General features: G+C 41.2%; 14 protein-coding genes and 1 pseudogene. 10 read left to right on the forward strand and 5 right to left on the reverse strand.

Translation table 11 applies throughout. The features are described 5' to 3' along the window. Position 1 precedes the first annotated feature (1 nt). Both C1E58_RS04890 and C1E58_RS04895 read left to right on the forward strand, forming a co-directional pair. Positions 2-322 (forward strand): hypothetical protein, encoded by a 321-nt coding sequence (locus C1E58_RS04890; RefSeq protein WP_105209573.1) that lies wholly within the window; start codon positions 2-4, stop codon positions 320-322. Positions 323-331: 9 nt separating this feature from the next. Further along, positions 332-994, forward strand: coding sequence for a hypothetical protein (locus C1E58_RS04895; protein ID WP_105209574.1), 663 nt, complete (start codon positions 332-334; stop codon positions 992-994). A gap of 372 nt (positions 995-1,366) precedes the next feature. Here C1E58_RS04895 and C1E58_RS04900 read toward each other — a convergent pair whose 3' ends face one another. Further along, positions 1,367-1,999 (reverse strand): YigZ family protein, encoded by a 633-nt coding sequence (locus tag C1E58_RS04900; RefSeq protein WP_161951277.1) that lies wholly within the window; start codon positions 1,997-1,999, stop codon positions 1,367-1,369. A gap of 56 nt (positions 2,000-2,055) precedes the next feature. On the opposite strand from C1E58_RS04900, the gene C1E58_RS04905 reads away from it, so the two are divergent. The 3 genes from C1E58_RS04905 to hpf all read left to right on the forward strand — a co-directional run bounded on the left by C1E58_RS04905 (position 2,056) and on the right by hpf (position 4,625). Continuing rightward, positions 2,056-3,348 (forward strand): DEAD/DEAH box helicase, encoded by a 1,293-nt coding sequence (locus C1E58_RS04905; RefSeq protein WP_105209576.1) that lies wholly within the window; start codon positions 2,056-2,058, stop codon positions 3,346-3,348. Further along, complete coding sequence (locus C1E58_RS04910) at positions 3,341-4,006, forward strand: ComF family protein (protein ID WP_105209577.1); 666 nt, start codon at positions 3,341-3,343, stop codon at positions 4,004-4,006. Before C1E58_RS04905 ends, C1E58_RS04910 begins: the two co-directional genes overlap by 8 nt. Positions 4,007-4,082: 76 nt before the next feature. Beyond that, positions 4,083-4,625, forward strand: coding sequence for a ribosome hibernation-promoting factor, HPF/YfiA family (gene hpf / locus C1E58_RS04915; RefSeq protein ID WP_105124376.1), 543 nt, complete (start codon positions 4,083-4,085; stop codon positions 4,623-4,625). A gap of 161 nt (positions 4,626-4,786) precedes the next feature. On the opposite strand, the pseudogene C1E58_RS04920 reads toward hpf, so the two are convergent. The 3 genes and pseudogenes from C1E58_RS04920 to C1E58_RS04930 form a co-directional block, all read right to left on the reverse strand. Then, positions 4,787-5,033 (reverse strand): annotated as a pseudogene (locus C1E58_RS04920) (transposase); the annotation flags it as partial. A 368-nt stretch (positions 5,034-5,401) separates the two neighbouring features. Next, the gene (locus C1E58_RS04925; RefSeq protein WP_105113699.1) at positions 5,402-5,827 is read right to left on the reverse strand and encodes a thioredoxin family protein; all 426 of its coding nucleotides are present in this window, start codon (positions 5,825-5,827) and stop codon (positions 5,402-5,404) included. 8 nt (positions 5,828-5,835) lie between these two features. Then, positions 5,836-6,585: an excalibur calcium-binding domain-containing protein gene (locus C1E58_RS04930; RefSeq protein WP_161951278.1), complete on the reverse strand. Its 750-nt coding sequence runs from the start codon at positions 6,583-6,585 to the stop codon at positions 5,836-5,838. A gap of 280 nt (positions 6,586-6,865) precedes the next feature. Here C1E58_RS04930 and typA point away from each other — a divergent pair, with 280 nt between their 5' ends. Both typA and C1E58_RS04940 read left to right on the forward strand, forming a co-directional pair. Next, the gene (gene typA, locus C1E58_RS04935; RefSeq protein WP_105209579.1) at positions 6,866-8,713 is read left to right on the forward strand and encodes a translational GTPase TypA; all 1,848 of its coding nucleotides are present in this window, start codon (positions 6,866-6,868) and stop codon (positions 8,711-8,713) included. Positions 8,714-8,730: 17 nt separating this feature from the next. Beyond that, complete coding sequence (locus C1E58_RS04940) at positions 8,731-8,982, forward strand: DUF3165 family protein (protein ID WP_105209580.1); 252 nt, start codon at positions 8,731-8,733, stop codon at positions 8,980-8,982. A 279-nt stretch (positions 8,983-9,261) separates the two neighbouring features. Here the strand turns inward: C1E58_RS04940 and C1E58_RS04945 are convergent, their stop codons facing one another. Beyond that, complete coding sequence (locus C1E58_RS04945; protein ID WP_105209581.1) at positions 9,262-10,464, reverse strand: mechanosensitive ion channel; 1,203 nt, start codon at positions 10,462-10,464, stop codon at positions 9,262-9,264. 250 nt (positions 10,465-10,714) lie between these two features. Between C1E58_RS04945 and murD the strand changes: the two genes are divergently transcribed. Genes murD through C1E58_RS04960 form a run of 3 tightly spaced genes read left to right on the forward strand, consistent with a single transcriptional unit; the run spans position 10,715 to position 14,111 of the window. Then, positions 10,715-12,067, forward strand: coding sequence for a UDP-N-acetylmuramoyl-L-alanine--D-glutamate ligase (gene murD, locus C1E58_RS04950; RefSeq protein WP_105209582.1), 1,353 nt, complete (start codon positions 10,715-10,717; stop codon positions 12,065-12,067). After that, positions 12,067-13,131 (forward strand): UDP-N-acetylglucosamine--N-acetylmuramyl-(pentapeptide) pyrophosphoryl-undecaprenol N-acetylglucosamine transferase, encoded by a 1,065-nt coding sequence (locus C1E58_RS04955; protein ID WP_105209583.1) that lies wholly within the window; start codon positions 12,067-12,069, stop codon positions 13,129-13,131. The genes murD and C1E58_RS04955 overlap by 1 nt, the downstream gene beginning before the upstream one ends. A 5-nt stretch (positions 13,132-13,136) precedes the next feature. Beyond that, positions 13,137-14,111 carry a cell division protein FtsQ/DivIB gene (locus C1E58_RS04960; RefSeq protein ID WP_105113706.1) on the forward strand — a complete coding sequence of 325 codons (975 nt, stop codon included), beginning with the start codon at positions 13,137-13,139 and terminating at the stop codon, positions 14,109-14,111. The last annotated feature ends 75 nt before the right edge of the window (positions 14,112-14,186 follow it).

The following is a 14,186-nucleotide window of genomic DNA, read 5'->3' on the forward strand; positions in this document are numbered from 1 at the left end:
AATGAATACAAGTAAATTAACACAGTTTGCTACGGCTGTGGGGACAGATATCAAGGCTATCAATGCCCAACTGGCGACTAAGGCGACACAGGAAAGTGTCACCCAGGCGATTGCTGAATTCAAGACCGCTATCAAATCGGAAATCCTTGGGGAAGGTGTGCCAGAGCAGTTGGACACGCTCAAGGAGCTGGCAGATGCCATTAAAAATATGAATAGCAGTGCTGAGAGTGCTATCGTTGAAAAATTGGCGAACCATGGGAACCAGTTGGACAATATTGCCAATCTTGATCTGGTTGCCACTTACACAGCCGCAAAGGTTTAGGAGTAGATTATGAATAATCTTACTCAATTTGCGGAGGCTGTAGGTGCAGACATTAAGGCTATCAATGCCGAACTGAGTAAGCCCACAGCCCGCTTCCTTGTCGGTCCTGGGCGCCCTGACAAGCCAGAAACGACCACTGGGGTTATTACAGGCTCCGAGATTGCTGGCACGGTCTATCTGTCCACTGATGGCGCAGATAGCGGTGCTTGGGAGTGGCGCAAGCGGGGGACTGCTTGGGTTGTTTCAAATGCTGATACTGGATGGCGTAAAATTACTACTCCAGGGCTGACGGCTGGCTACTTGACTATCAGGAGAATAAACAACCAGTGCTTCATTAACGCAACTGGTGGACGGTGGGGGACTGTAACCCTACTCCGTCCGGAGAATAATACGGATGGCTACCGATTTTCCAACGGCTCTTTGCGCTTACTAAAAGTAGGAGAAGTGCCGGTCGGTTTCCGTAGTTCCGTGTCACTCTTTCTGCCTATTGCCCACGATGGTAAAGTCTTAGATGGTACTTTGTATTTGGCTGGAACTGGAGATAGTAACTGGCTTGGAATACACAACTACAAGGATACCATGCAGTCATCCGGTGCAGTCATGCGCTTGCCGATGTTGACATATATAAGCGACGAAGCTTGGCCAGAGGTTTTGCCAGGTACAAAGATGTAAGAAAAGCCCTCAGCGATTGCTGGGGGCGTTTTTTGTTTGCTCAAAATAGTCTCAAGATAATCTCAAGATAGGATGGAACCGCACATTAATTCGCACATGGAATTTATTTGGAAAATAGACAAACGCAGTCGTACCAATGGTTTACACGATTTTTATTCGTACATAGAAAATAAACATCATGTGTATTATTGACAAAATCGCAAATTTGACAATAATGGTTGCGAGATTTGATTTCTATTTGCTCAAAATGGGCAAAATGACGTTTTTGCGGACATAAAAAAGACCTTGTCCAGAGGTCGGGGAATAGTCGGGGAGTTGTAACTATAAACAGCTATATAATAAGTAAAAAAACTATCATAACGATAGTCTTTTTTAATAGACAGGAACCTCTACAATTCGGCTGTCAGCCTTCTCAGCATGGACTTTACCATGGTAAAATTCTGTCAGACTTGCCAAGGTTTGTTCTAAGCATTCATTATCTACAAAAACCATGGTTGTAACCTCGGTCGTGAACTGGGTATCGAATTCTTCCAAACCTTGCTCCGCTCGCCAATTAGCAAACTCTTGGTATTGGGCATAGGACATGGTGATGGAGATTCCCTCTTGTTCCTTGACTTCCACAACACCGATTTCCTTGACTGCATTAGCAACGGCTCCAGCGTAAGCACGGATTAAACCACCAGCACCCAGTTTGATGCCGCCAAAATAGCGAGTAACCACCGTTGCGACATTGGTCAGTTCGTGATTTTCTAAAACCGTCAGCATTGGCACACCAGCAGTTCCAGACGGCTCTCCATCATCTGAAGAACGCTTGATTTCCATATTTTCTCCGAGGACAAAAGCAGAGCAGTTATGGGTGGCCTTGTAATGTTCTTTCTTGATTTTGTTGATAAAGTCGCGAGCTTCCTCTTCGCTAGTCACTCGTTTCATAAAACAGATAAAGCGTGATTTCTTTATCTCTTCCTCAACAATACCGTCTTCTTTAATCGTCTTAAATTCTTTCATAACCAAATTGTACTAATTTTTTTCAAAACTGACAAGAAATTCCGAATAAATAAGTGATGAAAGAATTAGAAGATTACTATGGAAGACTTTTTACCAAGTATCAGTTGACAGCAGAAGAAAGAGAAAAGGCAGTTTCAATACCCAGTGTTGTTGAAAAGAATGCCTGCTTTCGATGTGGAACAGTGTTTGAAGAAGAAAACAAGTTGCCAAATGATGCAACTTACTGTAGAGCCTGCTTGCTTTTGGGCAGGGTCCGATCAGATGAAAGACTCTACCATTTTCCACAACAAGAATTTCCTGTAAATTCTTGTTTGAAATGGAAGGGGACATTAACCGATTGGCAAGCAGGGATTTCTGACGGCTTGCTAGCAAATGTTGAAAAAAGACAAGCGACCTTGGTTCATGCCGTAACGGGTGCTGGCAAGACAGAAATGATTTACCACACGGTTGCCTCTGTGATTGACAAAGGTGGGGCAGTCTGTCTGGCCAGTCCACGAATTGATGTCTGCATCGAACTCTATAAGCGACTGCAAAATGACTTTTCAGTCCCCATTAGTCTCTTACACGGAGAGTCCGAACCCTATTTCCGAACGCCTCTCGTTGTTGCAACGACACATCAGTTGTTAAAATTTTATCAGGCCTTTGATTTGGTTTTGATTGATGAAGTAGACGCCTTCCCCTACGCAGACAACCCCATGCTTTATCGAGCGGCAGATAATGCGGCCAAGGAAGACGGTGTTCAAGTATTTTTGACAGCAACATCAACAGATGAATTGGATAAAAAAGTCAAAACAGGCAAACTAAAACGCCTCAGCCTACCCAGACGTTTTCATGGAAATCCACTTGTTGTGCCGCAAAAGGTTTGGTTTTCCAAGTTTGATGCCAACCTAAAGCAAAATAAACTGGTCCCCAAACTTACGAAGGCGATCCAAGAACAGAGAAAATCAGGCTTTCCCTTGCTCATTTTTGTACCAGAAATTTCCAAAGGTCAAGATTTTGCTAAGATAATGGAAAAAACATTTCCAGATGAAACAATTGGCTTTGTATCCAGTCAAACTGAAAATCGTCTTGAAATAGTAGAAGGCTTTCGCAATAAAGACGTTACAATCCTAATTTCTACCACCATTCTAGAACGTGGGGTAACCTTCCCTGGTGTTGATGTCATCGTTGTCCAAGCTAATCATTACCTCTACACCTCATCCAGTCTTGTGCAGATTGCAGGTCGAGTCGGCAGGAGTATGGATCGTCCGACTGGCCTACTCCAGTTTTTCCACGAGGGGTCTACCCGTTCCATTGAAAAGGCCATTGCTGAAATCAAACAAATGAACAAGGAGGCCGGCTATGTCTAACTGCTTACTCTGTGATCAAAACTTGAAATCCAGACAAACCTTTTCTGAGATAATTTTCTTTGGCAAAACCCAGTCAGGAGTTTGTCATGCTTGTCTTGCTACTTTTGAAAAAATAGCAGAGCGCCACTGTCCGCATTGTTTTAAAAGCGGAGAAGAAGGAAGCTGCAAGGATTGTCGCTACTGGCTAAGCCAAGGAAAATCAGTTTCCCACACGGCCATTTTTCAGTACAATGAAGCCATGGCAGCATACTTTAGCCGATACAAATTTCAAGGCGACTATGTTCTCAGAAAAATCTTTGCATCAGAACTCAAAAAAGCACTAGCAGATTTTTCCGATTACACCATCGTTCCCATTCCCCTCAGTCAAGAACGATTAGACGAACGAGGTTTTAACCAGGTGACTGGTCTATTAGAAGCCGCTAAGATTCCTTATCAAGAGTTGCTGGGCAAACGAGATAGTAAAAAGCAATCTTCTAAAAGTCGAGAAGAGAGGTTAGAAACAGAACAAACATTTTACCTATTAGATGAAAAAAATCTACCAGAAAAAATTTTATTAATCGACGATATTTACACAACAGGAGCTACAATTCAGCTTGCAAAAAGTCTTTTCATGAAAACCGGACAGAAAGAAATCAAAACATTTTCACTTTGTAGATAAGAAAACGGTTGCAATTATTTAATAATGTGATATAATAATAGTGAAGAAAGGCGAAAGCCAAGAAAGAGGTACTAATATGATTAAATTCAGTATTCGTGGAGAAAACCTTGAAGTTACAGAAGCACTTCGTACTTATGTAGAAGAGAAAGTAGCAAAGATTGAGAAATACTTCAATGAGGACCAAGAGTTGAATGCGAAGGTCAATCTAAAAGTTTACCGTGATAAACGTGCCAAAGTGGAAGTGACGATTCCAGTAGGAACTGTTACTCTGCGTGCCGAAGATATTTCACAAGAAATGTATGGCTCTATCGACCTTGTAGTAGATAAAATTGAACGTCAAATTCGTCGCAACAAAACCAAGATTGAAAGAAAACACCGTCAAAAAGTTGCCACAGGCCAAGTCTTTACTGATGAACTTGTAGAACAAGTTGAAGAAGAAGTAAAAGTTGTTCGTACCAAACAAGTTGACTTGAAACCAATGGATATGGAAGAAGCCATCCTTCAATTAGAATTGCTAGGACATGACTTCTTTATCTATACTGATGCCAACGACGGAACAACCAATGTCCTATATAAACGTGAGGACGGAGATTTGGGACTTTTAGAAGTTCGCCAATAAGCATACTGAACAGCTACACCATGTAGCTGTTTTTTGATGTTCAAAAAAAGGGCTCTTTGTCAACTGTAGTGGGTAGATGAAAAGCTAACACCTAGAGAGGACGAAATCCGTTCTCTCTTTCTTTATCTCTTTCCTATTTTCAGGAGATAAGCTGAAAAGGGCTATCCCCAGCCCTTTTCACTGTTCAAGGCAATCAAAATGCATTTTTTAAGTTTTCATCTTCCTGAAATCGAGGGCATTTCTTTTAATGACTTTGATGAGATTGTTGGTAGCCTCCAATTTGGCGTTGGAATAAGGCAATTCTAGAGCATTCAAAACCTTGTCTTTATCCTTTAGAAATGTCTTAAATACCGTCTAGGAAATAGGATTAGCAGAGGCTATTTCCTGTTCGATGAGACTGAAGAAATGAAGTCAATAAACTCTTAGGAACGTTGATATTTCGGTATTTCTGAGAGTTTTTTATTTTCAACATAAAGAAAAAAGATTGAAGAAAATTGTCCAAAATGGACTTTTTCTTCAATCTGAAACACTCCTGTTCAATAGGAGTGTTTTTTTGTGTCTCGTTTTAGGGAGTCGTACTGAAACTAAAATTTGACATACATAAATCCTACGTTAAGTTGAAACATTAGAACAAGATAAAGGTTTGTTGTAACTGACTTTAGTCATGTAGTCATAGCCTTAACTTGAACGCAGTTCAACGAACGCTTTCTACGTTGTTGGAGTGAAACGAAGAAATACGGTATAGAATCCAATTGTTTCCGACGGGTGGTCATGATTTAATATTGTTTCAAGAATTGCTCAATTTCTTCAATTGGAGTTTGACTACCTTTTTCAAGATAAGCCTGTTTCTCACCATTTTGATAGTAGGTTAAGTGAGGAACTGTTTGTATATTTTGAGACGATACAAAACTTTTTACAAGGTCACTAGATTCTTCATCTGTATTGAGATAGTAAACGGGGACTTGTGTATCTTGAATGGCTTTTTCTAAATTTGGAAAGAATTTTTGACAATAAGGACAGGTTGGACGTCCTACATAGAGGTAGAAGTCTTCCTGGCTTTGTATCTTTTCTTCCACTTCTTCGAGCGAAATAGACTGGGTGGAGGTGATAACCTCTGATTTAGCTTCCTGAGAGGGTTGGCAGGCATAGAAGATCACTAAACAGAGCAATAAAGAAATACAGCTGACAAATTTTTTAATCATAGTTTCTATCACTGCCTAGTTGGTTCGCATGCACGGCCATCCCCATCTCTATCTAAATGTGGGCCATAACCAGGTTGGCCGGATAGGATAGGTTTCAAATGTTCAGGAACAGCAGAGCAATTCGGATAGTATGGAGCTGCTGGCTCAGTTTGTGTAGGTGTTGCTGGCTCAGTTTGTGTAGGTGTTGCTGGTTCGGTTTGAACAGGAGTCTGAGTTGTTTGTACAGTAGGCGGTGCAGGAGGAGTAACATACTGAGTTGTAATTTGTTGTCCTAGGGATGTCGCATAGAATTTAACACCTTCTTGTGACCAGCCATGACTAGGGAGAACATTATATTCATTTAGGTCGGTTGTCCAGTGGTGAAGTCCACGAAGTTTGAAGTTATAAACGCGGTAAATTGGAACAGTACCACCAGAGTAGAATACTGGCTGTCCATTGTTATCGGAAGTCCAACCATGTTTAGCAGTTAAAACGGCTACTTCATTGGTGTCGCTAGTATAGAGATGGTTTTGTAGACCTGCATTATAAAGCCTGTATACAGGGGTGCCAGTATCAGGGGCATTCCAACCAATGCCTTCGTATCCCCAACCATGTTGGTTATATAAAACATCTTTTTCATTTGCATCAGTGGTATAAAGATGTTCACCATTCTGTCGGTTATATAGGCGATAGATAGGAGTATCTGCAGAAACGCTTGTTTGGATACTTGCTCCGATAAAGAGAGTAGCTAACGATATAACGAATGTCTTCACTTTCATTTTGAAGAATCTCCTTTCATATTTCTTTAAGTATATCATATTCAACCATAAAATAAAAGTGTTTTCTATACATGTTATTATATAAAAAGGCTAGTGTTTGAAATGGGTAGAGATAGGTGGTAGAGCGGATTATTCAACTATAGCTTCGACGCTAGCTACAGATTCTTTCATAGATTCTTCCAAACTACTGTCTGAAAACATTTACAATGTGATTATCTGTGATTTTTTTGCTAATCTATGATATACTTTTTTAGTTAAATTAAAAGATACAGAGGATATTATGACAAAACTTAGAGAAGACATCCGTAATGTAGCCATTATTGCTCACGTTGACCACGGAAAAACAACCCTCGTTGATGAATTATTGAAACAATCTCAAACGCTTGATGAGCGCACAAACCTTGATGAGCGTGCCATGGACTCTAACGATCTTGAAAAAGAGCGTGGTATCACTATCCTTGCTAAAAACACTGCCGTAGCTTATAACGGTACTCGTATCAACATCATGGATACGCCAGGACACGCGGACTTCGGTGGTGAGGTTGAGCGTATCATGAAAATGGTTGACGGTGTTGTGCTTGTCGTGGATGCTTACGAAGGGACTATGCCACAGACTCGTTTCGTATTGAAAAAAGCTCTTGAGCAAAACTTGACACCAATCGTCGTTGTTAACAAGATTGACAAACCTTCTGCTCGTCCAGAAGAAGTGGTAGATGAAGTGCTTGAACTCTTTATCGAATTGGGTGCAGATGATGACCAGTTGGAATTCCCAGTAGTTTACGCATCAGCTATCAACGGTACTTCATCTTTGTCTGATAATCCAGCAGACCAAGAAGAAACCATGGCACCAATCTTTGATACTATCATCGAGCATATTCCTGCACCAGTGGACAACTCTGATGAGCCTTTGCAGTTCCAGGTATCCCTTTTGGACTACAACGACTTCGTAGGTCGTATCGGTATCGGTCGTGTCTTCCGTGGTACTGTTAAAGTTGGTGACCAAGTTACCCTTTCTAAGCTTGATGGTACTACTAAAAACTTCCGTGTTACCAAGCTCTTTGGTTTCTTCGGTTTGGAGCGTAAGGAAATCCAAGAAGCGAAAGCGGGTGACTTGATTGCCGTTTCTGGTATGGAAGACATCTTCGTTGGTGAAACTGTGACTCCGACAGATGCAGTTGAGGCGCTTCCAGTTCTTCGCATCGATGAACCAACCCTTCAAATGACCTTCTTGGTCAACAACTCACCATTTGCAGGCCGTGAAGGTAAATGGGTGACATCTCGTAAGATTGAAGAACGCCTTTTGGCTGAGTTGCAAACGGACGTTTCTCTACGTGTTGATCCTACTGACTCTCCAGATAAATGGACTGTTTCAGGTCGTGGGGAATTGCACTTGTCTATCTTGATTGAAACCATGCGTCGTGAGGGTTATGAGCTTCAAGTATCACGTCCAGAGGTTATCATCAAAGAAATCGACGGCGTGAAAATGGAGCCATTCGAGCGCGTGCAAATCGATACGCCAGAAGAATACCAAGGTTCTGTTATCCAATCCCTTTCTGAGCGTAAGGGAGATATGTTGGATATGGTTTCAACTGGTAATGGTCAAACTCGTCTGGTCTTCCTTGTGCCAGCCCGTGGTTTGATTGGTTACTCAACTGAATTCCTTTCAATGACCCGTGGTTACGGTATCATGAACCATACTTTCGATCAATACTTGCCAGTTGTTCAAGGTGAAATCGGTGGTCGTCACCGTGGTGCCCTTGTCTCTATTGACCAGGGGAAAGCGACAACTTACTCAATCATGCGTATCGAAGAGCGTGGTACTATCTTTGTCAACCCAGGTACTGAAGTGTACGAAGGAATGATCATCGGTGAAAACTCACGTGAAAATGACTTGACAGTTAACATCACAACTGCTAAACAAATGACAAACGTTCGTTCAGCTACCAAAGATCAAACGTCTGTTATCAAGACACCGCGTATCTTGACCCTTGAAGAATCGCTTGAATTCTTGAACGATGATGAGTACATGGAAGTAACACCTGAGTCTATCCGTCTTCGTAAGCAAATCTTGAACAAGGCAGAGCGTGATAAGGCTGCTAAGAAGAAAAAGTTAGCAACTGAAGAATAATTCCGAGGAGAAGAAACATGTTTTACCTCATCCTAGCGATTTTATTGGTACTCTTTTATATCTTTGTAGCCCCCAAAAATGTCAAGGGAACAATCAATTTGATTCTAGCAGTATTTTTTCTGGTAGTACTGGTTATCGCGCTCATTCTTGGAATTCTAAAAATCATGCAGTTTTCGACAAAGTTCTGGATTGGTTTGATTGTGATCCTCATTGGGCTTTGGGCGATGAGGGATATTCATAATCTAGAAAGTTCTCCTAAAGGAAAGTAAGGTAAACAAAAATAGAAGAAAAGGCTGGACGGCTTGTCCAGTCTTTTCTTCTTGTTCCTGTTCTTATCAGGTTCTAATACTCAATAAAATCAAAAGTAGCCTAGGAAACAAAGCCGAAGATAGAACTCCGCTCCTCTCCTGTTTCAAGGGAGCAGGCTGTAAAGCTCCACTGGAGCTTTACACTCATCTAGGCAAGTTGCTAACGGTAAATGTTGATTTTCGAAGAGTATGAGGGCATAAAAAATAGCCTGAACTAGAGGTTCAGACTATTTGAAATCCTTATTCTTTATCGATTTTCTTTTCTAATTTTTCAAGCTGTCTTGCAGCAAAGTCACGACCGCCGAGACCAAAGGCAAGAGCGAAAGCAACAGCAAGTGCACCGAGAACGATTGTGAAGGTTGATTGAACGATGTGTTGTGCAAACTTCAACTGATCGAGAGCCATGAAGACTGCAAAGACAATCATCAAGTAGCGTACAATGGTGATAACAAGTGGGCTATCTGTAACTTTTTGTAGGAAGTTAGCTACTAGGTTGCTGGCGATAATGGCCAAGATGACAATAGCGATAGCGCTAATCAGTGATGGAAGGTAAGCAAGCAAGGCAGAACCAACTGCATTAAATACTTGAAGGTTCAATACTTGGATAGCTTGGATAAAGAAGAAAACGATGATAATTGCGCGAACGACTTGCGTAATGATAGCTGACAATTCAAAGTTAGCTTCTTCTTTGGCAAAGAGGTATTTAGAATAGTTGTTGATACCAGCAGTTTCAAGAAGATTTTCAAGAAGGTTGCCAATCAATTTAGCGACGAAGCTACCAACTGCAATCAAGACAAGGGCAACCAAAACATTTGGAAGGATACCGATTACTTGATTAAGAATCGTAACGATTGGTTGAGAAATACTTGTGATACCAAGTGTTTCCAAGGCCAAGGTCAAGATTGGGATGAAAATCAAGACATAAACAACAGTTGATAGGACAGAAATGATTTGTTTGCTGTCGAATGGTAATTTTTCCTGGCCTGTAACCTTTGTGTACCATGTATCGATGTCCAAACGTTCTAGAACACCAGTTAACAGACCTTTGATAAATTTGCAGAAGAAAGTTCCGACAAAGAGAATCAAACCAGCTGCGATCATGTTTGGAATAAAGGCAAAGAATTTCTCAAACATGCTAGAGATTGGATCTACCGTGCTGCTGATATTCAAACCAGACAGGATAGATGGAAGGAAGAAAAGAATAACAAGGAAGTAAACAAGTTGACCAAGTGTCTTGATGAGTGATTGACCATTATCTTCAGGTTTGATAACACCCCATTCTTGCAATTTTTGCGAGAACTGGATTTTGTTCAAACCAGACAGAGTTAACTTGCGCAATAAGCCAGCCAAAGCAAAAGCGATGATGACGAGAACAAGCATCCGAATGACCCCTGGTAAAGCAGAGAGCAATGGATAGAATAAGCTATCGATTATATTTGTCATAGAATACTCCTTAAATAAAATATTTTTCGAATTAAGTCTATCATTTTTGCCTATAATTGACAAATAAGATGAATTTTCAGTAAAGGGTTTTCAGTAACGGATGAGGAATTATGTATTTTCCACTCCCTCTGGCTTGAAAAAGCTTCTTGTAAAGGGTAAAATAAAGTGTTAGAATGTGAAGTTTTCTAAAAGAGAGGAACTCATCTAGACCTACTTGTTTAGATTTTAGAGGATAAGAAGGAAATATGCTATGAAAATGATTGATACGTTTAAAAATAAAAAGGTTTTGGTTCTCGGATTGGCTAAATCTGGAGAATCTGCGGCGCGCCTTCTGGATACATTGGGAGCTATTGTAACCGTCAATGATGGTAAGGCATTTGAGGAAAATCCAACGGCTCAGGCTCTTCTGGAAGAAGGGATTCGTGTGATTTGTGGTAGCCATCCGCTAGAACTATTGGATGAGGATTTTGCGCTCATGGTTAAGAATCCGGGAATCCGCTATGATAATCCTATGGTTGAAAAGGCTCTTAAAAAAGGAATTCCAGTCTGGACAGAAGTTGAATTGGCCTACCTTATTTCAGATGCTCAGATTATCGGTATTACAGGATCAAATGGCAAGACAACAACGACAACCATGATTGCGGAAGCCCTAAATGCTGGAAACAAGTCTGCGAAACTGTGTGGAAATATTGGCTACCCTGCCTCTTCTGTCGCGCAAACAGCGACTAAAGAGGATACCTTGGTGATGGAATTATCCTCATTTCAGCTTATGGGGACAGAAGTCTTCCATCCACGTGTGGCGGTTATTACCAATTTGAGTGCTAACCATATTGATTACCATGGAACCTATGAAGATTATGTGGATGCTAAATGGATGATCCAGCGCCAGATGACAGAGCAAGATACTATTGTTTTGAACTTCAACCAAGAGGAAGCAAAAGAATTGGCACAAGAGACCAAGGCTCAAGTTCTGCCTTTCTCAACCAAAGAAGTGGTGGATGGAGCCTATCTGCAAGATGGCAAACTCTATTTTAAGGGTGAATACGTCATGGACGCAGACCAGATTGGCGTTCCAGGAACCCATAATATTGAAAATGCCTTGGCGACCATTGCGGTAGCTAAGTTATGGGGAGTGGATAACCAAGCAATTCAAGAAAGTTTGGCTGCCTTTGGTGGTGTCAAACACCGCTTGCAATTGGTTGGTAAGATTGATGGAGTAACCTTCTATAACGATAGTAAATCAACCAACATCCTAGCGACGCAGAAAGCCTTGTCAGGTTTTGATAATAGCAAGGTTATCTTGATTGCTGGTGGTTTGGACCGAGGCAATGAGTTTGATGAATTGGTTCCAGACCTTATCGGTTTGAAAAAAATGGTTATTCTAGGTCAATCAGCTCCACGTGTTCAGCGAGCAGCAGACAAGGCTGGAGTACCAACTGTTGCGGCAGAGGATATTGCAGATGCAACCCGTAAGGCATTTGAACAAGCAGAAGAAGGTGATATTGTCCTGCTAAGCCCTGCCAATGCCAGCTGGGATATGTATCCAAACTTTGAAGTGCGTGGAGATATTTTCTTGCAGACCTACGAGGAGTTGAGTAACTAATGAAGAAAATTGTTTTTACAGGTGGGGGAACTGTGGGTCACGTGACCCTCAACCTCCTCTTGATTCCCCGATTTTTGGAAGAAGGTTGGGAAGTCCACTATATTGGTGATGGAAAAGGGATTGAGCATGAGCAGATTGTTCCGTCTGGTTTGGATGTGCGCTTTCATTCGATTGCCACTGGAAAACTACGCCGTTATTTTTCTTTTCAGAATATGCTGGATGTATTTAAGGTTGGTTTTGGGGTTCTACAATCGCTGGCCATTATGGCTAAAATTAGACCCCAGGCTTTGTTCTCAAAAGGTGGTTTTGTTTCGGTTCCGCCAGTTATTGCGTCCAAACTTCTAGGGGTACCGGTTTACATCCATGAGTCAGATTTATCCATGGGCTTGGCCAATAAGATTGCCTATAAATTTGCTACAACCATGTATAGTACCTTTGAACAGCCTGAAAGCTTGACCAAGGTTAAACATGTCGGGGCTGTTACCAAGGTAGGGCAAAGCAATGATAAGGTTACTCCTATTCAATTACCAGAAATCCTCAGTCATTTTGACAAGTCACTACCAACCTTGCTGTTTGTAGGTGGTTCGGGTGGTGCCAAGGTTTTTAATGATTTGATTAGTCAACATACCAAAGCCTTGACAGAGCGTTTCAATATTATCAACCTGACAGGAGATGCTCAGTTAAACAAACTGGCAGATAGGCTCTATCGGGTTGATTATGTGACAGAGCTTTACCAACCCTTGATGGATTTGGCTGATGTCGTTATTACCCGTGGTGGTTCTAATACACTTTTTGAGTTGATTGCCATGCAACAACTTCATTTGATTGTGCCACTAGGGCGCCAAGCTAGCCGTGGAGATCAGATAGAAAATGCTCTTTATGCAGAGAAAAAAGGATATTCCAAACAAATTGACGAAAGCCAGTTGACCTTGGAAAATCTGCTTAAAGAGGTGGAAGACCTGCTGGAAAATAAGGAATTCTATATTCAAAACATGGCCAATTCCAAGGAAATTCAGTCTGTAGACAGTTTTTACAATTTATTGCGAGATGATATGGGGAGATAGGTGCAATGACCGAAAAAAATGATAAAGAACCTACTGTCCATGACCAGACAGACATAGAAGTTCCCACGATGGAAGCTTCAAATGAAGAAAAAAGTGCCTTCTTTGAACAGTGGAAGGCTAAGCACATGGCCTATTTGGAACGTCAAAAACAGACGGTCATTAGCGAGGAAGTTGGTCCTTCTGTTCAGGAAAAAAAGCCACTCTTTCAGGGACTCAAGAAACCACTTAAAGCTACCCCAGTTTCTAAGAACAGGCTAGAAGGAAAGAAAAATAGACAAATAGAAATCCCTAAAGAAGTGATTTTGAAATCTCTCCCTATTTTAGTGGTCAGTCTATTACTTGCAGCGCTTTCTCTCTACTTTATTTCTCCAACGAGTAAGGCGAAGGATATTGTCGTCAAGGGGCAGAGCAAGCTGACAGCAGAACAGGTCATTAAGTATAGTTTGATTTCAGACAAGGACTATATTGTAACAACTTTGTTGAATGCACCAGCTTATGCTGAGAATGTGAAAAAAAATAGTCCGTCGGTTGAGAGTTCAGAGATTAGCTATCAGTTTCCAAATCAGTTTACAATCCGTATCAAAGAATACGCTATCATAGGCTATATTCAACAGAACGATCAGCTATATCCTGTTTTATCCAGTGGAAATGTAGGCACGGATGCAGTGGCAACAGACACCATGGCGGAAACTTACACGACCATTCAATTATCAGATAAGAATCAGGTAAAACAACTAGCCGTTGCACTTGGTGGAATAGACGCTACAATTAGGGAGAAAATCCAGACTGTAAGTCTAACACCAAGTAAAGTGACAGCTGATTTATTGACACTTAACATGACGGATGGAAATAAAGTTCTGGTGCCACTCAGTGAGTTAGCTGAAAAACTCCCCTATTATGCTAAAATAGCAACAGAAGTGACTGAACCAGCAACAATTGATATGGAAGTTGGCATCTATCGCTATTCAAGCGAGACGTAATGGATTCTTTTTTAAGTTTTTTTGAAGAAAATTTTAATAAAATAAACCTTTATTATCCCCATATTTGAATAGATT

Origin of the sequence: Streptococcus suis (assembly GCF_002964575.1) — a bacterium.
In the GTDB taxonomy this organism is placed as follows: Bacteria; Bacillota; Bacilli; order Lactobacillales; family Streptococcaceae; genus Streptococcus; species Streptococcus suis_R.